This is a genomic window from Pseudomonas sp. KBW05, from assembly GCF_003852405.1.
Taxonomy (GTDB): domain Bacteria; phylum Pseudomonadota; class Gammaproteobacteria; order Pseudomonadales; family Pseudomonadaceae; genus Aquipseudomonas.
Genome location: NZ_QAJM01000005.1, coordinates 89,319 through 109,858, shown reverse-complemented (window position 1 = coordinate 109,858; position 20,540 = coordinate 89,319). Strand labels below are relative to the sequence as shown.

Sequence of the window (20,540 nt, the reverse complement as noted above, 5' to 3'; positions counted from 1 at the left end):
CTTAAGGATCAGGACCGGTGTCGCTCATTCAGACCCGGAACTGGTCCATCAACCCCTGCTGCTGATTCGCCAGGCTGTTCAACGCCTGGCTCACCCGCGCCGATTCATTGGCCTGTTCCGACAGCGACTCGGTCACATCGCGAATGGTCGCCACATTACTGTTGATCTCTTCGGCCACGGCGCTTTGCTCTTCGGCGGCGCTGGCGATTTGAAGGTTCATGTCGCTGATCACCGTGACCGCTTCGCCGATCTGGCGCAGGGCGGTGACGGCCTGACCGACTTGTTCGACGCTGCCCTGGGCCTGGCGATAGCTGTTGCCCATGGAACCCACCACTTCCTCGGTGCCGCTTTGCAGGTGTTCGATCACCAGGCGGGTTTCTTCCACCGATTCCTGGGTGCGGCGTGCCAGGTTGCGCACTTCGTCGGCGACGACCGCGAAACCACGACCGGCTTCACCGGCGCGGGCGGCTTCGATGGCGGCGTTGAGGGCCAGCAGATTGGTCTGCTCGGCAATGCCGCGAATGACTTCGAGCACCGAGCCGATTTTCTCGCTGTTGGCGGCCAAGCCTTCGACCTGGGCCATGGCGGTGCTCATGTCGGCTGCCAGGTTGCCAATGTTGGTGGTGGTGCGGTCGATCACGGTCAGGCCTTCGCGGGTGGCCTGGTCGGCATCGCGCGCGGCCTGCGCTGCTTGGGCCGCGCTGCGGGCGACGTCCTGGGCGGTGGCGCTCATTTCGTGGGAGGCGGTGGCCACCTGATCGACCTGGCGATACTGCTGCTCCATGCCGGCGCTGGTTTCAGTGGCAATCGCGGCGGATTGGTCGGCGGTGCCACGGGCGTCCTGCACCGAGCGCTTCACCTCGGCGATGATCGGTTGCAGTTTGTCGAGGAAACGGTTGAACCAGCCAGCCAGTTGGCCTAGTTCGTCCTGTTTGTCGTAGGCCAGGCGGCGGGTCAGGTCGCCTTCGCCGCTGGCGATGTCTTCGAGCATGTGCGCCACGCCGAGGATCGGCCGGGTCACGCTGCGGGCCATCAGCCACACCAGGATCAGGCCGACGACGGCGGCTAACAAGCCCAGGCCCAGTTCCAGCAGGGTGCCCTTGGCATTGTCGGCATCCAGCTGGGTTTTCAGCGCCTCGGCGGGCGCGACCAGGACTTTTTCCGGCACATCCAGCAACACGCCCCACAATTTGCCATCGGGGATCGGCGCGAAGGGCGCCAGCACCTTGAGTTGATGCTCGGTGCGCAGGCTGCGGATCTGCGTGCCGCTGGCCAGGAAGCCGATCAGTTGCGCGCCGCTGGTGGTGTCGACCTGGTCCAGGCGCTGGCTGAGCTTGCTCGCATCCGGGCTGTAGCCGGCGAGCACGCCAGTGGGGCTGATGATGCTGACTTGGGTCTGGCCGTCGTACAGCTTGCGGCTGGCCTGCTGGCTCACGGCCTGCAGGCTGTTGAGGTTGATGTCCACCGACAGCGAAGCGATGACTTTGCCGTTGACCATCAGCGGGAACACGATGCTGGTCATCAGCACGTTTTGCCCGTTGATCACATAGAAGTAGGGTTCGATCACACACGGCTTGAGCGTGGTGCGTGGGCAGGTGAACCAGGCGTTGGCCTTTTCACCGCTGGGGCCGACGCTGGTGTCGGCCATGTCGCTTTCCGGCAGCGCCATCGACTCCAGTTTGCCTGGGGTCGGCTGTGACCAGTACAGGGCGAAGCGGCCCTTGTCGTTGCTGCCCAGCTCGGCCTGGTTGGCGAAGAGTTCGTCCTTGCCGTCCAGCGCGTTGGCTTCGAAGACCAGGGACAAGCCGAGCAGGTCCGGGTTGGCCTGCAAGGCGGCCTTGACCTGGCGGGTCAGGTCTTCGCGGGTGTCGAAGGCGTCAAGGAAGCGCTTTTCCGCCTGCTCACGCAAAAACAGCACCTGGCGCGAAAAGCCGTGGCCGTACTGGTAGGCGTCCATGAACTGGCGACGAATGCCCAGCGCCTGGCCTTCACCCTGGGCCTCGATGCGCGCCTGGGCGGCTTCGTCGAGCATCTGCATGCTGGACGCCTTGACCTGCGCGGAACTCTGCTCCATGCGATACAGCGACAGACCCACCAGCAGGGTCACGATTCCCAGCAGGCAAAGGCCGGCGAGCAGGGTGATTTTCCATTGAATGGACAGCTGTCTGAGGGACATCGAGGAGCATCCTTAACCTGAAAACACAGTGAATCAGGTTATCGGCCGATGTTTCCCGATCTTTATTATTTAAACGTTCAATTGAAAGCTCAAAGCGACGCCGTTTTTTGACATGCAGCCCCACCTGCGGCAAAGTGCGCGCCCTCTAATAAGACCTCCTCCAAGCCTGCACGCTGGCAGCCGCCTTTGGCCTGCCTTGGCGCGGGCATGCCTGTTTTTTATGTTTCTGCTTGAGGTATCCATGATTAACGCAGTCATTGCCGCGGTCGGCACCATGCTGGTGCTCAGTTTGTCCCGCGTGCATGTGGTTATCGCCATCATCGTCGGCGCCCTGGTGGGTGGCCTCACCGGTGGCTTGGGCATCGACGCCACGCTTAAAGCCTTCAACGGCGGCTTGGGCGGCGGCGCCACGGTGGCCTTGTCCTACGCCTTGCTCGGCGCTTTCGCCGTGGCGATTGCCAAGTCCGGCCTGGCCCACGCCCTGGCCGACAAGGCGCTGATGCTGGTGGACCGCCAGGAAGCCAGCGGCGGCAGCCACGTCAAATGGCTGCTGATCGGCCTGTTATGGGTGGTGGCGATTGCTTCGCAGAACATCCTGCCGATTCATATCGCGTTTATTCCGTTGCTGGTGCCGCCCTTGTTGTACGTGCTGACTAAGCTGCAACTGGACCGCCGCCTGATCGCCTGCGTGATGACCTTTGGCCTGATCACGCCGTATATGTTCCTGCCGGTGGGCTTCGGCAATATCTTCCTCAACCAGATCCTGCTGGCCAACGTGGCCAAGAGCGGCGTCGACATCAGCCAGGTCAACGTCACCCACGCCATGGGCCTGCCGGCGCTGGGCATGGTGGTGGGGCTGTTGGTGGCGGTGTTTGTCAGCTACCGCAAAAAGCGCGTGTACGACCTGGAGAAAATCGAGCGCGTCGAGCAAGTGGCGGTGCAATACAACCCGCTGACCTTGCTGGTGGCCGGCCTGGCGATTGCCTCGGCGTTCATCATTCAATTGTGGCTGGACTCGATGATCATCGGCGCCCTGGCGGGCTTCCTGATCTTTTCGGTGTCGGGCATCGTGCGTTGGAGCGACACCGACGACTTGTTCACCGAAGGCATGAAGATGATGGCGATGATTGGCTTCATCATGATCGCCTCATCGGGCTTTGCCGAAGTGCTCAAGGCCACCGGCGACGTGCGTTCGCTGGTGGAAACCTCGGCGGCGTTTATCGGCCATAGCCGTGGCGTCGGCGCGTTGTTGATGTTGCTGGTGGGCTTGCTGGTGACCATGGGCATCGGCTCGTCGTTCTCCACGGTGCCGATCCTGGCGGCGATTTTTGTGCCGCTGTGTGTGCAGCTGGGTTTCAGTCCGATGGCCATTGTGTGCATCGTCGGCACGGCGGGCGCCTTGGGCGATGCCGGTTCGCCGGCGTCGGACTCCACCCTCGGCCCGACCTCTGGCCTGAACATCGACGGCCAGCACCACCATATCTGGGACACCGTGGTGCCGACCTTCCTGCACTACAACATCCCGTTGCTGGCGTTCGGCTGGCTGGCGGCCATGACCTTGTAGTCAGCGCGTTTAAACGTCGCGCATCAACAGGCCAAAGCGCAGATCCATCTCCACAGGGGCGGGCACATACACCGTGTGCCCATCCCCTGGTGCCACATCGATGGCTTCGCCCTTGGTGTTGTGCATCATCCCCAGGTCAAAGTGGAAATTACCCGCAGGCGTCATCAATTCCAGGTGATTGCCCACGGCAAAGCGGTTCTTTACCTTCACCTCGGCTAGCTCCCCCCGACGCACGCCGGTCAATTCTCCGACAAACTGCTGGCGTTCAGAGACCGAGCTGCCGTTCTGGTAGTTCTGGTATTCGTCGTGCACATGCCGGCGCAGGAAACCTTCGGTGTAGCCGCGCTGGGCCAGGGATTCGAGGTTTGTCATCAGGCTGCGGTCAAAGGCGCGGCCGGCCACGGCGTCATCAATGGCCTGGCGATACACTTGGGTGGTGCGTGCGCAGTAAAAGTGCGATTTGGTCCGGCCTTCGATTTTCAGCGAGTGCACGCCCATATGGGTCAGGCGCTCCACGTGCTGTACGGCGCGCAGGTCCTTGGCGTTCATGATGTAGGTGCCGTGCTCGTCTTCGAAGGCGGGCATCTGTTCGTCGGGGCGGTTGGCTTCCTGCAGCAGGAACACCTGCTCGGTGGGTGTGCCAATCCCCAGGGTCGGCTGGAACTCCTGGACGATCTCGCCCGTGGCGTTCTCCACCGCCGGCGTGGCCTGGTACTTCCAGCGGCAGGCGTTGGTGCAGGTGCCTTGGTTGGCGTCGCGCTTGTTCATGTAGCCAGAGAGCAGGCAGCGCCCGGAGTAGGCCATGCACAAGGCGCCGTGGACGAAGATTTCCAATTCCATGGCCGGTACTTGCTCGCGGATTTCGCCTATTTCCTCCAGGGACAATTCCCGCGACAGGATCACCCGGCAGATGCCTTGCTGCTGCCAGAACTCCACGCTGGCCCAGTTCACCGTGTTGGCTTGCACCGACAGGTGGATCGGCATCTGTGGAAAGTGCCGGCGCACCAGCATGATCAAGCCGGGGTCGGACATGATCAACGCATCCGGGCCCATGGCGATCACCGGGGCCAGGTCCTTGAGGAAGGTTTTCAGCTTGGCATTGTGCGGCGCAATGTTGACCACCACGTAGAAACGCTTGCCCTGGGCATGGGCCTCGTCAATGCCGAGGGCCAGGTTGGCGTGGTCGAATTCGTTGTTGCGCACCCGCAGGCTGTAGCGCGGCTGGCCGGCGTAGACCGCATCGGCACCGTAGGCGAAGGCGTAGCGCATGTTTTTCAGGGTGCCGGCGGGGGCGAGCAGTTCGGGGGCGATAACAGGGGGCATGGTCGGTACTTGAGTCAAAAAAGTGCGGCAGGGTAGAGCAAGCCGGCGCGGGGTTTATTGATCTGGGTCTAGCCTTGCAACAAAGAGGGCACTCGTAGCGCCGGGTGTGGACTAAGCAGCAGGGGCCTACGCAGGCCTTCTGCTTTTCTGACATGGACCGGACATGAATCAAACCAACCTGCAATTCAAAACCCTGTTGTTACTGCTGGCGCTGGTGACTGTCGCCTTTATCTGGATCTTGCTGCCGTTCTACGGCGCGGTGTTCTGGGCGGTGATCCTCGGCATCATTTTTGCGCCGATGCAGCGCCGCTTGCAGCAGCGCTTTGCCTGGAACCGCAACCTGACCTCCCTGGCCACCTTGGCGGTGTGCCTGGTGATCGCGATCCTGCCGGTGATCATCACCAGCGCCTTGCTGGTGCAAGAGGGGGCGACGCTCTATAAAAACGTCGAAAGCGGCAAGCTGGACGTGGCCGGTTACATCGAGCAGTTCAAGAATTTCCTGCCGCCGTACTTCCAGCACCTGCTGGACCGCTTTGGCATGGGCAACCTGGAGGGGCTGCGCGAAAAGATCGTCAAGAGCGCGATGCAAGGCAGCCAGTTCTTTGCGTCCCAGGCGTTCAGCTTTGGCCAGGGCACGTTTGATTTCCTGGTGAGCTTTTTCATCATGCTGTATCTGCTGTTCTTCCTGCTGCGCGACGGCCCCGAATTGGTGCGTAAAGTGCGTACGGCGGTGCCGTTGGCCGAGCCGCAGAAGCGTCGCTTGCAACTCAAGTTCAACCGGGTGGTGCGTGCCACGGTCAAGGGCAATGTCCTGGTGGCGGTGACACAAGGCGCGTTGGGCGGGCTGATCTTCTGGTTCCTGGACATTCCCAGTGCGTTGCTCTGGGCGGTGCTGATGGCGTTTCTGTCGCTGTTGCCGGCAGTGGGCGCGGGCATTGTGTGGGGGCCGGTGGCTGCTTACTTCCTGTTGAGCGGTGCGATCTGGCAGGGGGTGGTGCTGGCCTTGTTCGGGGTGTTTGTGATCGGGCTGGTGGACAACGTGCTGCGGCCGATCCTGGTGGGCAAGGACACCAAGATGCCGGATTACCTGATCCTGATCTCGACCCTGGGCGGGCTGTCGGTGTTCGGCCTGAACGGCTTTGTGATCGGGCCGCTGGTGGCAGCGTTGTTCATGTCCAGTTGGGCGCTGTTTGTGGAGAGCAAGCCGCGGGTCAAGTTGCCATTGCCGTGACACTTAGGCGTGCAGTTTGAAGTTCGAGGCGCATTGCAGGTGTTTTTCGGCGGCGGACAGCGAGGTGAGCGGGCCGCTGATGGCCTCGCCATCGCGCATCACATACCAGCAGGCCAACAACCCCAGCTCACGCAGAGGGGCGGGGACGGCGCTGCCGATGACGGACATGATTTGAACAGTGGGCATAAGAACCTCCAATCGCTATGGAAGTCACCTTACGCGGCAGCGAGGTGTAGGAAAAATCACCTGTCTCGATAGTGGACATTGACGTGACGCGTCAGTCCACTACTTGGTCGAGCATCACCACCACTTCCTGCTCATTGAGCAAACCCTTGCGCACCAGGTTTTCGGTGAGCAGCGCGAGGAATTTGGCGCTGCGGTGACCTTCCAGGTGCTTGAGTTCGGTGAGGGCGCTGTAGACCTTGCTGGACGTACACAGGCCAGCGGTGCGGTGTGGGTTTTGTGTGGGCATGGTCAGTCGTCCTTGTTGTTATTGGGTGGACAGGCTCGATAGTGAGAGTGTGGCGTGACACAAACATGACAGCGCGAAGCCCGGTCGAGCAAGTAGACAATGGTGCCGATCATGTGCGATTTCGCGTCGGCCATTGTCCTCACTGCGACCTTGATGCGATAAATCCAGACTTTTCATGCAAAAAAAAGGCCCCGCTGGGTGGGCGAGGCCTGTTTCAGACGATTGACACTTACCAGCCGCGACCGTAATAGCCGTGGGGAGGGCCGTAGTAGCCACGCGGTGGGCCGTAATAGACCGGCGCGGGGCGGTAGTAAACCTGTTGTTGTACATACACCGGTGGTGGCGGTGCGTAGTAGACCGGCGGCGGGGCGGCATACACCGGCTGCGGTTGCACATACACCGGCTGTTGCTGCACGTAGACCTCACGCGGCTGGCTGGCGACCACGGAGCCCACGACGGCGGCGCCGACTAAAGCACCCAGTACGGCCGGGCCACCCCAACCGCCACCGTGGGCGGAGGCTTGGCCTGCCATCGCGAGTGCGCCAACCAGCAGGGCGATTTTGGGGATTGTACGAATCATGGTCATTCCTCGGTTAGCCCCTGCGCTTGTGGTCTGCAATCAATAGACTCAAGGATTGTCGCGGGGATACTTTTAAGACAACGTATTTCTGGAAAACAGCACGGCCGATTGGTAAAGGTTGTGTAAGGTCTGTACCGATTTGCTTACTTCAAGGAGTTACCCATGCAGATGCACCCCAACAAAGACACCCAACTGTGCATGTCTCTGTCGGCGCGCCCGGGGAATTTTGGCCTGCGTTTTCACAACCACCTGTACGAACAGCTGGGGCTGAACTTCTACTATAAAGCCTTCAGCAGCCAGGATTTGCCTGGCGCGATCGGTGGTATCCGTGCCTTGGGCATCCGTGGTTGCGGGGTTTCCATGCCGTTCAAGGAGGCCGCCATTGCCTTGGTGGATGAACTGGACGATTCGGTTCAAGCCATCGACTCGCTGAACACCATCGTCAACACCGACGGCCGTCTCAAGGCCTACAACACTGACTACATCGCCATAGAACAACTGCTGGTCAAGCACGCGGTGCCCAAAGACTCGACCTTTGCCCTGCGCGGCAGCGGCGGCATGGCCAAGGCCGTGGCCAGCGCCTTGCGTGACGGCGGCTACGCCAATGGCCTGATCGTCGCGCGCAACGAGGCGGCGGGCCGCGCGTTGGCGCAGAACCTGGGGTATGAATGGCAGGCAGACCTGGGCGATGCACGCCCGCAGATGCTGATCAACGTGACGCCGATCGGCATGACCGGTGGGGCAGAAGCGGATGCGTTGGCGTTTGATGCGGCGGCTGTGGATGCGGCGGACACGGTATTCGATGTGGTAGCGATCCCCGCCGAAACGCCGTTGATCGTGCGTGGACGGGCGCAGGGCAAGCGGGTGATTACCGGGTTGGAAGTGATCGCGATCCAGGCGTTGGAGCAATTTGTGCTGTACACCGGGGTGCGGCCGACCGATGAGCAGTTCCAGGCGGCAGTGGCCTTCGCCCGCACCTGAGGCCCACCGAGGATCCAATGGGGGAGTGGGCTTGTGTGGGAGCGGGCTTGCTCGCGAAGGCGGTGGTTCAGTCACCATCTCCGGTGACTGACACACTGCATTCGCGAGCAAGCCCGCTCCCACAAAAAGCCCGCTCCCACATTTAGGGTGGTGTTATGCCTGCTCCAGCTGAGTCAGGCGTTCTTCCAGTACAGCAATCCTTGCTTCCAGTTCTTCAATGCGCTCGGCTGAAACCCCACCGGCCCCACGCTCCACCGGATTCCCCCGCGCCGCCATAATCACCTCAATATCCGCCGGATCCCCCAGCGCATGGGTATAGCGATCTTCCCGCTGCCCCGCCTGGCGCGGCACCAGCAGCGCCAACCCACGGGCTATCAGGCGTTCCAGCTGATGCACCACCTGCTCGGCATCTTCAAAATCATGCATGCGCCCGCTGCGGGTCAGCAGTTCGTTGACGGTTTGCGGGCCGCGCAGGAACAGCAGCCCGATCAGGATCACCTGGGCCGGCACCAGTTCCAGCGCCTTGTCCACGCGATGCTCCCAGCGGTCGGCGCGGCTGCCCATCACCAGGCGGGTAAAGCCTTGGCCCTCCAGCACACGCAGGCTCTGGCCGACCTGGCCCTGGCTGAGGTTCATCACCGGCTCGCGGCTGGTCTTCTGGTTACAGGCCAGCACCAGGGCGTTGAGGGTCAGGGGGTAGGTTTCCGGGTTGGTCGCCTGTTTCTCGATCAGGCAGCCCAGGATGCGGATTTCCGTGCTGTTCAGGCGCGGCTCAGGGGTGTCGGTGTCGTGCTCGGCGGTCATCGCGCTTTCCCTATGCAGTGAAGTGCCTAGCGTAAGCCGGAAAAAATAAAAGACAAGCGAGCGGGCGGTCTATAATCGTCGCCTGTTAAAACCGTGCCATAACCATGAGACTGCCATGACCATTTCCCTGTACGCCGCTTCCATCCCAGTCTTCAAGCAAATGCTTACCGCCCTGAGCGGTGTGTTGACCAAGGCCGAAGCCCACGCCACCGCCAAGAACATCGAGCCGAATGCCTTGCTGCAAGCGCGCTTGTTCCCGGACATGTTCCAACTGGTGCGCCAGGTGCAGATCGCCGTGGACTTCGCCAAGGGCGTTTCCGCGCGCCTGGCCGAGATCGAAGTGCCGAAATACGAAGATGGCGAAGTGACCTTCGCTGACCTGCAAGCTCTGATTGCCAAGGTGCTGGCCTTTGTCGACACCATCAAGCCTGAGCAGATCGACGGCAAGGAAGGCATCGAGATCATCACCCGTCCAGGCACGCCGAAAGAGAAGCGCTTCAGCGGCCAGTCCTACTTGCTGACCTACGGCCTGCCGCAGTTCTTCTTCCACGTCACCACCGCCTACGCCTTGCTGCGTCACAACGGTGTGGAAGTGGGCAAGCGCGACTACATGGGCGCGTTCTAAGCAGCCAAAAAAAAGCCGGGGCGGTTCACTCAAGAACCGCCCCGGCTTTTTTGTGCGCGCAGGTCAGGCCGGCTGTTCTTCCTTGCCCAGGCAGGCCGCAGCGGTAAACAGCACATCGGTGGACGAATTCAGTGCAGTTTCCGCCGAGTCCTGCAACACGCCGATGATGAAACCGACCGCAACCACCTGCATCGCGATCTCGCTGGGGATGCCAAACAGGCTGCACGCCAGCGGGATCAGCAGCAGCGAGCCACCGGCCACGCCCGAAGCACCGCAGGCGCAGATCGCGGCGACCACGCTGAGCAGCACGGCGGTGGGCAGGTCGACGGCGATGCCCAGGGTATGTACGGCGGCCAGCGTCAGCACGGTGATGGTGATGGCGGCGCCGGCCATGTTGATGGTGGCACCGAGGGGGATCGACACTGAGTAGGTGTCTTCATGCAGGCCCAGGCGCTTGCTCAACGCCAGGTTGACCGGGATGTTCGCTGCCGAACTGCGGGTGAAGAAAGCGGTGATGCCGCTTTCGCGCAGGCACATCAGCACCAACGGGTAAGGGTTGCGGCGCAGTTTCCAGAACACGATGGCCGGGTTGATCACCAGCGCCACGAACAGCATGCAACCGATCAGCACCACCAACAGGTGCGCATAACCGAGCAGGGCGCCGAAACCGGAGGTGGCCAGGGTCGAGGCGACCAGGCCGAAGATGCCCAGGGGCGCGAAGCGGATCACCACCCGTACGATCAACGTCACGCCGTTGGACAGGTCGTCCAGCACGGTGCGCGTGGTTTCGCCGGCATGGCGAATAGCGATGCCCATGCCGATGGCCCAGGCCAGGATGCCGATAAAGTTGGCGTTCATCAGCGCGCTGACCGGGTTGTCCACCACGCTCAACAGCAGGCCTTGCAACACTTCGCCGATACCGCCGGGGGCGCTGACCGCGGCGTCATGGGTGATCAGTACCAGCGAGGACGGGAACCACATGCTGGCAATCACCGCCACCACTGCGGCGGCAAAGGTGCCCAGGATGTAGAGGAACAGAATCGGCTTGATGTGGGTTTCCTGGCCGTGTTTATGGTTGGCGATCGACGCCATTACCAGCACAAACACCAGGATCGGCGCCACGGCCTTGAGCGCGGCAACAAACACTTTGCCGACAAACCCGGTGGCTTGGGCCGCTTGGGGTGCCAACAGCGCGAGCAGAATGCCAGCGATCAAACCGATGACAATTTGTGTAACCAGGCTGACGCGTGTCAGGCGCTGGAGCAGGGAAGGGGCAGCAGTCATAAACACTTGTCTCTGATTTTTTTAGTAGGGCGCAGCATTGCAGGCAGAAAGGGCTGTAGGAAACAGGCGCGGAGTCTAGCATGCTGTAGGAAAGCTCCCTGACGCTGCGGCATTCCGTCACCCGCATCCGTAGGGCTTCGGCAAAGCCAGACATACTCTGTTAAGATTCTCGCCTCTCACCTTTCCTATCTGTCAGCGGGCCCATTGGGCTGTCGTTGCTGTCGTTGCTGTCGTCGTTTCTGGAGTTTTCATGCTGTTCCCCATCCTGCTGCTGTCGGCCGCCGGTTTTACCGTGCTGACCACAGAATTCGTCATCGTCGGCCTGCTGCCGTCCATCGCCCGGGACCTGAATGTCAGCGTGTCCCAGGCCGGGCTGCTGGTGACCTTGTTCGCCTTTACCGTCGCGGCATTCGGGCCGTTTCTCACGGCCTACTGCGCGCGCTTCCCACGCAAGCGCCTGTTCATCAGCATCCTGATCCTGTTTGGGGTGGCCAATACCGTGGCTGCGCTGGCGCCGAATATCTGGGTGATGGCCCTGGCGCGGTTGATTCCGGCGCTGGGCTTGCCAGTGTTCTGGGCCCTGGCCAGTGAAACGGCGGTGGATATCGTCGGCCCGGAATTCGCCGGTCGCGCCATCGAGAAGATCGGCTTCGGCATTGTCTGCGCCACGGTGTTCGGTATCCCGGTGGGCACGCTGATCTCCGATATGTTCGGCTGGCGCAGCGCGTTTGCCATCCTCGCGGTCGTGGCGCTGGCCAAGGCGTTGCTGCTGTATATCTACCTGCCGGTGACCCAGCCGAAGAACGACCAGGTGTCGTTGCGCTCGCAGTTCAAGATCCTGCGCAACCCGCTGATGCAGGGCCATATCCTGTTGTCGATCCTGGTGTTCAGCGGCATGTTCACGGCCTACACCTACCTGGCGGACATCCTCGAGCGCCTGGCCGGCTTTGACGGCACGCTCGTGGGCTGGTGCCTGATGGGCTTCGGTGCAGTCGGCCTGATCGGCAATTCATTGGGCGGGCGCGCGGTGGATCGCCATCCGTTGATCGCGTCCATGGTGTTCTGCGGTTTCATGAGTGCGGGGATGGTCGCGCTGGTGCCGGCGATTCATTCCACCATTGGCCTGGCCGCCGCGATGGCGGTGTGGGGGGTGACCCAGGCGGCGATGTTCCTGGTCAGCCATGTGCGCCTGATGAAAGCCGCGCCCCACGCGCCGGCGTTTGCGGCGTCGCTGAATATCGCCGGGGCCAACCTGGGGATTGGTTTGGGCGCGTTGGTCGGCGGGCATGTGATCGACACCCTTGGCCTGGGCAGCCTGGGGTTTGCGGCGTCCGGGTTTATCTTGGTGTCGATTCTGCTGGCACTGTGGCTGATGAGAGTAAAACCGCTGTCTGCCTGCGCCTGATCCATGGCTGTGGGCTTGCTGTGGCGAGGGAGCTTGCTCCCGCTGGGCTGCGAAGCGGCCCCAGGATTTTTGGGAGCGCTGCGCACTCCAGCGGGAGCAAGCTCCCTCGCCACATAGGCGTCAGGGCAGGGCGGTGAACAACTCCCGCCGTGCCCCTTCGGTAATCGCCACAATCCCGGGGTGCTTGACCTTGCGCTCCACCGAGATCGCGTAGAACGACTCGGTCACCGCCGTGGTCTGGCCGATCAAGGCCACGCCGTACTGGCGCACCACTTCATCGGCAATCACGCTGGGGGCGATAAAGATCCCGCTGCCGGATTGGCCGAATGCCTGCATCAACGCGCTGTCGTCGAACTCGCCAATGATCTTGGGTTGGATCTGCTGCTCGGCAAACCAACGCTGCAAGCGGCTGCGCACCACCGTCTCTGCCCCCGGAATCAATAACGGCGCACCCTGCAAACACTGTGGGAAATCGCCGCCATAGCGGTCAGCCAGCGCCTGGATGGCGAAAAAACTGATCCCACATTCGCCCAGCTTCTGGCTGTAGCCCTTGATATCCAGGTGCGTCGGCATGGGGCTGTCGGAGATCACCAGGTCCAGGCGCTGGATCGCCAGGTCGGCCAGCAGGCGTTCGAGTTTGTCTTCACGGCAGGTGATGCGGATCGGCTCGCTCAGCTCCATGGTCGGTGCAATCAGCCGGTAGACGATGGATTTGGGCACCACATCCGCCACCCCGACGCGGAACACGATCTGCTGCTCGTTGGGCTGGGCGCGCAGCATCGCTTCCAATTCATTGCCGGTCTGGAACATCTGCTCGGCGTAGGGCAGGGCCTGGCGCCCGGCCTCGGTCAGTTCCAACTGGCGGCCGACCCGTTGAAACAGCGCGATACCGAACGTTTGCTCCAGCAGACTGATCTGCCCGCTGATGGTCTGGGGCGTGAGGTTCAACTGCTCACAGGCGCGCACGATGCTGCCTGTCTTGGCCACGACCCAGAAGTAATGCAGTTGTCGGTAATTGAGCATGCGCGCTCTCACTTCGTAAAAACCGAAGTATACGCGAGAAAAATACGAATTTTCCTGAACTGTTCATCTGCATAGAATGCCTCGCTATCGCGGGGCCACTACTTGGACCCAATGGTTCTAACGAGGAATACATCATGAAACTCAATTCCCTGGGCACGGCAGCGTTGCTTGCGCTTTCATTGGTTGTGGTCAGCGGTTGTGATCAGGTCGAAAAAAGCGCGCAGCAGGTGTTGGGCAAGGCCACCGAGTCGGCCAAGCAAGCGATCGACGACACCCACAAGGCCGCCGAGCAGGCGTTGAGTGAAGCGACACAAGGGCTGATCAAGCCTGAGAAGCAAGAAGATGAAGCTGAAGAAGCTTCCGACACCAAAGAAACCTAATTCCCCAGCACAACGTCAGGACTGACCTATGGATTACCTTTTACAACTGGCCGCCAGCCCCACTGCCTGGGTCGCCCTGGCGACCTTGATCGTCATGGAGATCGTGCTGGGCATCGATAACCTGATCTTTATCTCGATCCTCACCAACAAGCTGCCCGAGCAGCACCGGGCCAAGGCGCGGCGCATCGGTATCAGCATGGCGCTGGTGTTGCGCCTGGGCCTGTTGAGCACCATCGCGTTCATCGTGCAATTGACGGCGCCGGTGTTCGAAGTGTTCGGCCAGGCGTTCTCGTGGAAGGACATGATCCTGATCGCCGGCGGCCTGTTCCTGGTATGGAAGGCCACCACCGAGATCCATCACAGCATGGACCCGGAGCCCGAGGAGAAGGCCAGCGTCGGCAATACAGTGGCCATCGGTTTCGCGGCGGCCATCGGGCAGATCCTGTTGCTGGACCTGGTGTTTTCCATCGACAGCATCATTACCGCCGTGGGCATGACCGAGCACTTGCCGATCATGATCATCGCCGTGGTGACCTCGGTGATCGTGATGCTGGTGGCGGCCGAACCGCTGGCCAAGTTCATCAACGACAACCCGACCGTGGTGATGCTGGCCCTGGGCTTCCTGATCATGATCGGCATGACGTTGATCGCCGAAGGCTTCGGCGCCCATGTACCGAAAGGCTACGTGTACGCGGCCATGGCGTTCTCGGCGGCGATCGAGTGCTTGAACATCGCCCGACGCAACCGTCACAAGCGTTTGCTTGCTGCCCGGCAGTAATCGCTGAAACACAAAGGCCGGCTGCGCTCCCAGGAGCGCAGCCGGCCTGATCGTTCCCACGCTCTGCGGGTAATTCTTTCCATTGTTCAGACTGGGCGTGCCGACTACTGCTGCAGATCAGTGCCGCCATCCGCCAGTCAGGAAGGTAACAGGCGATGAGCAGGAGCAGATCAACCCTGCTGCTGATGGCGCGAACAACCCAGAGAACGCCATTCTGTTCGACATTACTGAGCTACTCATGCATGACTGTGCGATGGTGGCAAACTTTGTTCAACTGGAAACCAGCAGTATCGGCACACGACTGCGAGCGCAGGTAAGAGAGACGGGGGTAGTATCATTTCTTGAAGGAAAGCCCGAATAGCGCGTGGCTTATTTGAATAAATAATACCCGCTATTCTGCGGGTATTATTTTGATCAAGGCTAAATATGACTATATTTGCTAAACTTCAATGTTGATATTCTGTTCTATTGTTGCGCTTTCTACATCTGTTCCAAGTTTAGAAATCATGTTGTTGTAAATGTCTTCGTTGTCCTTGTCCGTTTTGAAGGTGAGAACGAAGGCGACCTCTTGCTCTCCGAGCTCGGAGTGATGTGCCATTTGGAATTGATATAAGTCACGAGCGAATATGCGAGCGTGAAGTCTTGCAGTGGTTTTGCCGAGGATCTTAGAAGGGAAATGCTTTATGTGCCTTCTGATAGGGCTCCACTTGGCGAGATCTTCGCGTGCAGTCAGTTCTTTTTCCTTATGCTCTTTCATTGAGCCGAGGAGGTTCTCTGTTTTACCAGTCCTGGTTGTGCCCTGTAATGCTACCTGAAGTCTGGTGGAGAAATAATTTGGTCCGGTCAAATTCGAGACAACAGGTTTTAAAATGGCTGTCAGGGCGATAGTGCCTGATAGCTTTTGCCCGTCGATCATATCAGAGGGAATTGGTATGTCATTCCAGTAATAAGAGAATCCTGGTTTGATCTTTGCCGTCCACGCGAGTGTAACCGCTCCTGTTTCGCACATCCACGGAAGGCTATTCTCGGTCCACGGCGTGCCCCAGCCGAGAGACTGGTCATGAGTGTGAAGTTCAGAGGTGTTAATTAGCAGCGCTCTTACTAAGTCGGGAGTAGGGTCTTTCAAATTATTGAAGGTGTGAGCTGCAAGAGACGAAACCAGTGGCGTACTGAAGCTTGTTCCTGTCTCTACAACTCCTCCAATCATGCGCAAAGTTGAGAACCACGAAAGATCAGGTTTTATCATTCCGGCGGGAGCAGGGCCTTTGAGGCTCACTGCGCATGCTGAGCCGGGAGTCCCGTCTTTGTTGGAAATACGGCCGCTGACGGTAAGCGCCGCCTCACAGTCTGCTGGAGGGCACAAGGTTCTATCATTAAGGTCTAGAGCGTTTCCTATAGATATTATTGGTAGGATATTATGCTCCCTAGCGATTTTACTCAGCTCATGGCCAAGGTAGCTAACTTCACTTCTTGAAAGAGATGGTTTTTCTTGATTGAATGACATGTTCCAGACCCTTGAAAGGCCTGTTGTTTCTGTTGCGATTACCTTAAGGTAAGAAATGAGTTGATTTAGAGAGGGTGATTTTGTTGCTGATCTTTTTGCTATTGCTTGCGCTGAAATGTATTTACAGTTTAGTTGCGGTAGCGAGCGGTTATTGTTCCAGGCGTGAGCATGGCAAATCAGTGAGGTGACTTGATTGCCGTGCTTGAGGTCAGCGATATAGTCATTAACTAAAAAGTTAACTTTTGATGTTTGTAGGTGTTTGTAGCTAGGCGCATTAGTTCCCCCGTCGATAATCAGGACAGTCGGCAGGTTATCTTTGTGTGACGGGGGCGTTGGCTCAACACCCTCGCCGGGTGTGGATACAGCCCCTACGCGAGCCACGGGGTCAACACGATATACAGAGCCTGATCCGATAAGGTCCTGTAATGCTTCCTCCGAGCGTATCTGCATAGACGCAATGGCATTTCCATCAGCAAGATAGTTTTCTATCAGGTTCTCAAGGAAATAATTATCGGAGTCCTCTTGCGTTAGCTGGTCTTCTTCCGCTATTGCAGGGCTGGTGGAGAATTCAATGTCGCCAAAGCCCAATTTGTGTTTTTCATGTAAGGAACGAAGGGTTTTGGCTACTGACTCACGAGATTTTTTGTTCGTAAATGGTAGCAGCCATACATTGAAGTACCCATCGCCATTATTTTCTCTGGACTCTTTCCATAGGCGAGTTGTTGAGAAATTTCTTGATACTTCTTTTGAGTCGAATAGATCTACTTCGCTAACTCTTGAAATATCAACTTTTTCATGAATGGTTTTAGCGTATTTTATATTTTTGGCTAAAGCCTCTAGTTCGGATGATTTGACTTCTATTAAATAGCCATCGTATGCCGGTGCAATGACTCGGCACCCGGAATTTGAGTTGAATACATCGCTGGGAGTCCAAGAAGGGGCGTGGGAGTCGTCAAACATTCTTGCGATAAGATGCGTAAGGCCCTCGTGCTCAATTTTTGGTCTTTTGGCCAAGTCATAGATGCTTGCGGAAAGCTTCTCTTGTTGAGACTGTAAGCGAGCAAGAACAATGCTTTTAGCATTTTTTCCTCCTCCAGGTACAGGGGCGGGAGAGGCGAGTCGCATAAATTTCAACACTGGGTTGATTAGAGGCTTCCCTGAGCTCATTTTTCATCTTTCCTTGAGGTAGCCAGCAATGGTTTGTCTGCTTAAATTGAGGAGTTTCCCCACTTCTGCCTGCGATAAACCGTAGTTAGAGTGTAAGAATTTAGCAGTATTTTTTTTGTCGGAAAAGTCATGGTTCGTGCTTTGAGATGATATGCTTCTCATCTCTAGTTCGAGAATTGATAAATATGCGTTATGCGTATTTAAAGGGGTGTCGTTAATAATTGATTCTCTTCGAGTCGCGAGAGCGATTGACTCAATGTCAGCGCCTGAGAGAGTTCTTGAAAGTTTGGCAAGAGTGCTAAGATCCTGTTCTACACCGCTATCTTGAAAAAGGAAGTGATCCCATAGATGTTTTTTCAAGTCAGAAGAGGGTAGGGAGAAATGCATTTTATATGGGAATCGACGCCATATTGCTCTGTCAAGAAGTTCTGAGTGATTGGTGGCTGCGATTACTATTGCTTTGTCGTCTAGAGCGTCAATTGCCTGGATTAGCGTATTGACAACGCGCTTTAATTCTCCAAGTTCATGCTTGTCGTCGCGGACTTTGGCTACAGCATCAAACTCATCTAAAAACAGGACCCCACCCATGTGTGGAACATAGTCAAAAACATTTCTAATGTTTTTTGCTGTATCGCCGAGTAACGAGGATACAAGAGAGTCCAATCTGACAATATACAAAGGAAGGCCGAGTTGGGCGGCGATATGCCCAGCAACTAGTGTCTTTCCCGTTCCAGGAGGGCCCGACATTAGTAGATTCGACTTTCCAGTAAGTCCGTGCGCAGCTAATTTATCATGGTTTTTTATGTCGCTAATAAATGCTTCGAATACGGATTTCAGGTTATCCTCAAGAAAAACAGGCGTGACAGGCCAAGGCTGCTCTTCTACCAGTGGTACTCTGGATTTAGGGTCCGTGGGTAGGGTCTCAACGTAGCCTGAAGTGCGTAAGGGTACTCCGCGCTTTTTGAGTGAAGATTTGATTTGCTGAGCCGTCCCGAGGTCAGATTTTCCTATCTGCGACGCAAGCTTGCTGCCAAGCTTGCGAACGTCGGTGTAATTGGCTTCAAGTGCCGCGTTTATCAGCGACACTAGGTCTTGTCCTTGGATTTCAACTAATGATTGCACAGCGGAGGCCCGACGAGGTGTTTTCAGTGCGTGACTCTCCACTTTGCATGGTGGTTTGTCAAGAAAGTCGGGCTTCGTGTTAGGTTTTTTTGGGTTTTTGTTAGGGGGTTGGTGTTTTGATAGGTAGCGCTGCCCTAGGCTCAGTATCTTCCGCCATTTGGGCTATTCAAGATCCATTTTGACGGTGCCTTGAGCTCATGTGCCTGTGCTCTTTGTTCATTCCTGTCTACGACATTGATTCTGAGTGCACGTGACATGAGGCGCACCATCAATCCCAAGGCGCTAACAGGCAGCCTCCCGTATTACTTAATTTCCAAGGCCGTGCCGACTCTGAACCACTCAAAGACATCCGACGGTTCGCCCTGATGCAGCACCATTTGCTCCGCACGGCCTTTCGGCGTGGCCATATCCAGCCACTATTGGGCCAGCTCAGGCGTAAAGACCACAGGTCTTCGGTCATGAATGTGCACCATGCCTCCCGCGCTATCGGCGGTGATTATCACGAAACCATCGTGTTCGATGGTCCCTTCATCCGAGTCTGGTAGCTGACCAATAGCCGCGCAAAAAAAAGGTGCGCCATCTCGCCGACGAATTAAGTAAGGCTGTTTCTTCGGGCCACCTTCATCTACCCACTCAAACCAGTTATCGATTGACGTGATTGCCCGGTGCGGACATATCGCCCGGAAGAAGGGTCCGTGAGCCACCTTCTTCGCCCAGCGCGGTCGCCAGCCCCAGCGCACTGAGTCGGCGTGCAGTATGTTGTCCTGCACATGCAGCAGTGCCACTTGTGTCGTAGGTGCCACGTTGAACCGCTCGATGGCTGTTCACCCACCGAGTTCACCAAGGCATTGGGCATACTCAACGCTGCTACAAAGTCGTGAATCCCGCGATATTGTGAAAGTCTTCCGCACATGGCTAAACCCTCGCTCTGAAGACAGAGTAGACAGTTTCGCCAGGCGAATCCTCAGATGATCAGCCGTGCACTCGCTTGTTCGATTTGGTGTTCATTCGGCAGAACGCCGCAGAAGGGATTATGCAGTTTCGGCATAGGCCAAAACCCCACCCAATGGGACCAATTCTGGAACCAACAGGTGCATTTCAGCGCACTACCAACGCTCACCCACGCCCACTCCACCCAATAAACATTGATCTCCACTCACCACCAAAACCCATCCGTTACCGCGTGGGAATGCCGCACCGGACGCTGCGCGTCCTACTGTAGATTTAGGGGTGACGCAGAGCGTCACAGGATGCGTTCCCACGCAGAGCGTGGGAACGATCAACCCTCTCAGGATTCGGCGCTGACCTGGGTCGGCTCCGGGCAGGACTCCTCGCCGTTGTTCAAACCTTGCTTGTAGTTGCGGCTCAGCAGCGATGCCTTGCCGTTGTGCCAGGTCAGCGTCAACACATACAGGGTGTCGTAGTCGCTGCCGGACCAGTCGTCGGTGATGGTGTGCTTTTCGCCGACCGCTTCACTCGCCACCTTGTTGATCAACTCCGGCAGATAACCGTGGGACCACGCGGTGTAGATGATGGAGTTGTGGTACTTGTCCTCCACCAACTCGTCGGCGAGGGCGCTGGTGTCGTTCGCCGAAAACTTGATGTTCACCGGCAGGCCGAGCTTGATGGCGCTGGGGCTGATGGTCATCAATGGGCGAATGTAGCTGTAGGAATTATCGAACTCACCTTCCTCGACATTACGCGTCGGGTTGGCGGCGAACACAAAGTTGGCCTTTCCGAATTTTTCCGGCAGTACCGTGGCAAGGTTCATCGCCCGGTTCAGGCCCTGGCAATTGAGTTGGCCCAGGCCTCCGGCGGGTTTTTCGCCGTGGCGCAGGAATACCAGGGTTTGCACGCCGTCGGCCTGTTCGGCACGGCTGGTGCGCGACTCCAGGGTCAGGCCGATGGCGCCGCCCACCAGCAACAGCGGTAACATGATGTATGAATAGCGTTTCAGGCGTTGCGCAAGGCACAGAGGCTTGGTTGTCATTGGTCTAGAGTCTTCAGTGCATCGGGTGAGGGCCGACACGCCCGGCCCCAGTGACGCTCAGGGCGTCCTGCGGTTTTCCTGTCGTTATAGCAAGGTGCCTCCATTCACCGTTAAAGCGCACTTAAGAGTGC

General features: G+C 58.2%; 18 protein-coding genes and 1 pseudogene. 7 read left to right on the top strand and 12 right to left on the bottom strand.

Going from position 1 to position 20,540, the window contains the following annotated elements:
* Nucleotides 1–28: 28 nt before the first annotated feature.
* Nucleotides 29–2,176: a methyl-accepting chemotaxis protein gene (locus tag DBR46_RS04680; RefSeq protein ID WP_124525203.1), complete on the bottom strand. Its 2,148-nt coding sequence runs from the start codon at nucleotides 2,174–2,176 to the stop codon at nucleotides 29–31.
* A gap of 244 nt (nucleotides 2,177–2,420) precedes the next feature.
* Here DBR46_RS04680 and DBR46_RS04675 point away from each other — a divergent pair, with 244 nt between their 5' ends.
* The gene (locus tag DBR46_RS04675; RefSeq protein WP_177413999.1) at nucleotides 2,421–3,740 is read left to right on the top strand and encodes a Na+/H+ antiporter family protein; all 1,320 of its coding nucleotides are present in this window, start codon (nucleotides 2,421–2,423) and stop codon (nucleotides 3,738–3,740) included.
* 9 nt (nucleotides 3,741–3,749) lie between these two features.
* Here DBR46_RS04675 and yegQ read toward each other — a convergent pair whose 3' ends face one another.
* Nucleotides 3,750–5,063, bottom strand: a complete 1,314-nt coding sequence (yegQ, locus tag DBR46_RS04670) for a tRNA 5-hydroxyuridine modification protein YegQ (RefSeq protein WP_124525201.1) — start codon at nucleotides 5,061–5,063, stop codon at nucleotides 3,750–3,752.
* Nucleotides 5,064–5,226: 163 nt separating this feature from the next.
* Between yegQ and DBR46_RS04665 the strand changes: the two genes are divergently transcribed.
* A complete protein-coding gene (locus DBR46_RS04665; RefSeq protein WP_124525200.1) occupies nucleotides 5,227–6,294 on the top strand; it encodes an AI-2E family transporter in 1,068 nt (355 codons plus the stop codon).
* 3 nt (nucleotides 6,295–6,297) lie between these two features.
* Here the strand turns inward: DBR46_RS04665 and DBR46_RS04660 are convergent, their stop codons facing one another.
* From DBR46_RS04660 to DBR46_RS04650, 3 genes are all read right to left on the bottom strand, one after another.
* Complete coding sequence (locus DBR46_RS04660) at nucleotides 6,298–6,480, bottom strand: hypothetical protein (protein ID WP_124525199.1); 183 nt, start codon at nucleotides 6,478–6,480, stop codon at nucleotides 6,298–6,300.
* 91 nt (nucleotides 6,481–6,571) lie between these two features.
* A complete protein-coding gene (locus DBR46_RS04655) occupies nucleotides 6,572–6,766 on the bottom strand; it encodes a hypothetical protein (RefSeq protein WP_124525198.1) in 195 nt (64 codons plus the stop codon).
* A 229-nt stretch (nucleotides 6,767–6,995) separates the two neighbouring features.
* Nucleotides 6,996–7,352: a hypothetical protein gene (locus tag DBR46_RS04650; RefSeq protein ID WP_026136767.1), complete on the bottom strand. Its 357-nt coding sequence runs from the start codon at nucleotides 7,350–7,352 to the stop codon at nucleotides 6,996–6,998.
* Between the two features lie 156 nt (nucleotides 7,353–7,508).
* Between DBR46_RS04650 and DBR46_RS04645 the strand changes: the two genes are divergently transcribed.
* Complete coding sequence (locus DBR46_RS04645) at nucleotides 7,509–8,327, top strand: shikimate 5-dehydrogenase (RefSeq protein WP_124525197.1); 819 nt, start codon at nucleotides 7,509–7,511, stop codon at nucleotides 8,325–8,327.
* Nucleotides 8,328–8,480: 153 nt separating this feature from the next.
* Here DBR46_RS04645 and DBR46_RS04640 read toward each other — a convergent pair whose 3' ends face one another.
* Nucleotides 8,481–9,131, bottom strand: coding sequence for a YceH family protein (locus DBR46_RS04640; RefSeq protein ID WP_124525196.1), 651 nt, complete (start codon nucleotides 9,129–9,131; stop codon nucleotides 8,481–8,483).
* 115 nt (nucleotides 9,132–9,246) lie between these two features.
* Here DBR46_RS04640 and DBR46_RS04635 point away from each other — a divergent pair, with 115 nt between their 5' ends.
* Entirely contained in the window at nucleotides 9,247–9,756 is a 510-nt protein-coding gene (locus DBR46_RS04635; RefSeq protein WP_124525195.1) for a DUF1993 family protein, read from the top strand.
* Between the two features lie 63 nt (nucleotides 9,757–9,819).
* On the opposite strand, the gene sstT is transcribed toward DBR46_RS04635, so the two are convergent.
* Nucleotides 9,820–11,040, bottom strand: a complete 1,221-nt coding sequence (gene sstT, locus DBR46_RS04630; protein ID WP_124525194.1) for a serine/threonine transporter SstT — start codon at nucleotides 11,038–11,040, stop codon at nucleotides 9,820–9,822.
* A 250-nt stretch (nucleotides 11,041–11,290) separates the two neighbouring features.
* Here sstT and DBR46_RS04625 point away from each other — a divergent pair, with 250 nt between their 5' ends.
* On the top strand, nucleotides 11,291–12,445 hold the full coding sequence (locus DBR46_RS04625; RefSeq protein ID WP_124525193.1) for an MFS transporter: 1,155 nt from the start codon (nucleotides 11,291–11,293) through the stop codon (nucleotides 12,443–12,445).
* 120 nt (nucleotides 12,446–12,565) lie between these two features.
* On the opposite strand, the gene nhaR is transcribed toward DBR46_RS04625, so the two are convergent.
* Nucleotides 12,566–13,468, bottom strand: a complete 903-nt coding sequence (gene nhaR, locus DBR46_RS04620) for a transcriptional activator NhaR (RefSeq protein ID WP_124525192.1) — start codon at nucleotides 13,466–13,468, stop codon at nucleotides 12,566–12,568.
* A 134-nt stretch (nucleotides 13,469–13,602) separates the two neighbouring features.
* Between nhaR and DBR46_RS04615 the strand changes: the two genes are divergently transcribed.
* The gene (locus DBR46_RS04615; RefSeq protein WP_124525191.1) at nucleotides 13,603–13,848 is read left to right on the top strand and encodes a hypothetical protein; all 246 of its coding nucleotides are present in this window, start codon (nucleotides 13,603–13,605) and stop codon (nucleotides 13,846–13,848) included.
* A 28-nt stretch (nucleotides 13,849–13,876) separates the two neighbouring features.
* Nucleotides 13,877–14,626, top strand: a complete 750-nt coding sequence (locus DBR46_RS04610) for a TerC family protein (protein WP_017736550.1) — start codon at nucleotides 13,877–13,879, stop codon at nucleotides 14,624–14,626.
* A gap of 439 nt (nucleotides 14,627–15,065) precedes the next feature.
* Here DBR46_RS04610 and DBR46_RS04605 read toward each other — a convergent pair whose 3' ends face one another.
* The 4 genes and pseudogenes from DBR46_RS04605 to DBR46_RS04590 form a co-directional block, all read right to left on the bottom strand.
* Nucleotides 15,066–17,297 carry a S8 family serine peptidase gene (locus DBR46_RS04605; protein ID WP_124525190.1) on the bottom strand — a complete coding sequence of 744 codons (2,232 nt, stop codon included), beginning with the start codon at nucleotides 17,295–17,297 and terminating at the stop codon, nucleotides 15,066–15,068.
* Between the two features lie 3 nt (nucleotides 17,298–17,300).
* Nucleotides 17,301–18,383, bottom strand: coding sequence for an ATP-binding protein (locus tag DBR46_RS04600; RefSeq protein ID WP_256659219.1), 1,083 nt, complete (start codon nucleotides 18,381–18,383; stop codon nucleotides 17,301–17,303).
* A 338-nt stretch (nucleotides 18,384–18,721) separates the two neighbouring features.
* Nucleotides 18,722–19,332: pseudogene (locus tag DBR46_RS04595) on the bottom strand (SOS response-associated peptidase family protein).
* Between the two features lie 375 nt (nucleotides 19,333–19,707).
* Nucleotides 19,708–20,409: a histidine phosphatase family protein gene (locus DBR46_RS04590; RefSeq protein WP_124525188.1), complete on the bottom strand. Its 702-nt coding sequence runs from the start codon at nucleotides 20,407–20,409 to the stop codon at nucleotides 19,708–19,710.
* Nucleotides 20,410–20,540: the final 131 nt, after the last annotated feature.

Excerpts from the sequence above, each read along its gene's own strand:
- DBR46_RS04635 (WP_124525195.1), top strand. The coding sequence starts at position 9,247 with ATGACCATTTCCCTGTACGCCGCTTCCATCCCAGTCTTCAAGCAAATG.
- DBR46_RS04665 (WP_124525200.1), top strand. The coding sequence starts at position 5,227 with ATGAATCAAACCAACCTGCAATTCAAAACCCTGTTGTTACTGCTGGCG.
- DBR46_RS04655 (WP_124525198.1), bottom strand. The coding sequence starts at position 6,766 with ATGCCCACACAAAACCCACACCGCACCGCTGGCCTGTGTACGTCCAGC.
- DBR46_RS04680 (WP_124525203.1), bottom strand. The coding sequence starts at position 2,176 with ATGTCCCTCAGACAGCTGTCCATTCAATGGAAAATCACCCTGCTCGCC.
- yegQ (WP_124525201.1), bottom strand. The coding sequence starts at position 5,063 with ATGCCCCCTGTTATCGCCCCCGAACTGCTCGCCCCCGCCGGCACCCTG.
- DBR46_RS04645 (WP_124525197.1), top strand. The coding sequence starts at position 7,509 with ATGCAGATGCACCCCAACAAAGACACCCAACTGTGCATGTCTCTGTCG.
- DBR46_RS04610 (WP_017736550.1), top strand. The coding sequence starts at position 13,877 with ATGGATTACCTTTTACAACTGGCCGCCAGCCCCACTGCCTGGGTCGCC.
- DBR46_RS04640 (WP_124525196.1), bottom strand. The coding sequence starts at position 9,131 with ATGACCGCCGAGCACGACACCGACACCCCTGAGCCGCGCCTGAACAGC.
- sstT (WP_124525194.1), bottom strand. The coding sequence starts at position 11,040 with ATGACTGCTGCCCCTTCCCTGCTCCAGCGCCTGACACGCGTCAGCCTG.
- DBR46_RS04605 (WP_124525190.1), bottom strand. The coding sequence starts at position 17,297 with ATGAGCTCAGGGAAGCCTCTAATCAACCCAGTGTTGAAATTTATGCGA.
- DBR46_RS04625 (WP_124525193.1), top strand. The coding sequence starts at position 11,291 with ATGCTGTTCCCCATCCTGCTGCTGTCGGCCGCCGGTTTTACCGTGCTG.
- DBR46_RS04615 (WP_124525191.1), top strand. The coding sequence starts at position 13,603 with ATGAAACTCAATTCCCTGGGCACGGCAGCGTTGCTTGCGCTTTCATTG.
- nhaR (WP_124525192.1), bottom strand. The coding sequence starts at position 13,468 with ATGCTCAATTACCGACAACTGCATTACTTCTGGGTCGTGGCCAAGACA.
- DBR46_RS04590 (WP_124525188.1), bottom strand. The coding sequence starts at position 20,409 with ATGACAACCAAGCCTCTGTGCCTTGCGCAACGCCTGAAACGCTATTCA.
- DBR46_RS04660 (WP_124525199.1), bottom strand. The coding sequence starts at position 6,480 with ATGCCCACTGTTCAAATCATGTCCGTCATCGGCAGCGCCGTCCCCGCC.
- DBR46_RS04650 (WP_026136767.1), bottom strand. The coding sequence starts at position 7,352 with ATGACCATGATTCGTACAATCCCCAAAATCGCCCTGCTGGTTGGCGCA.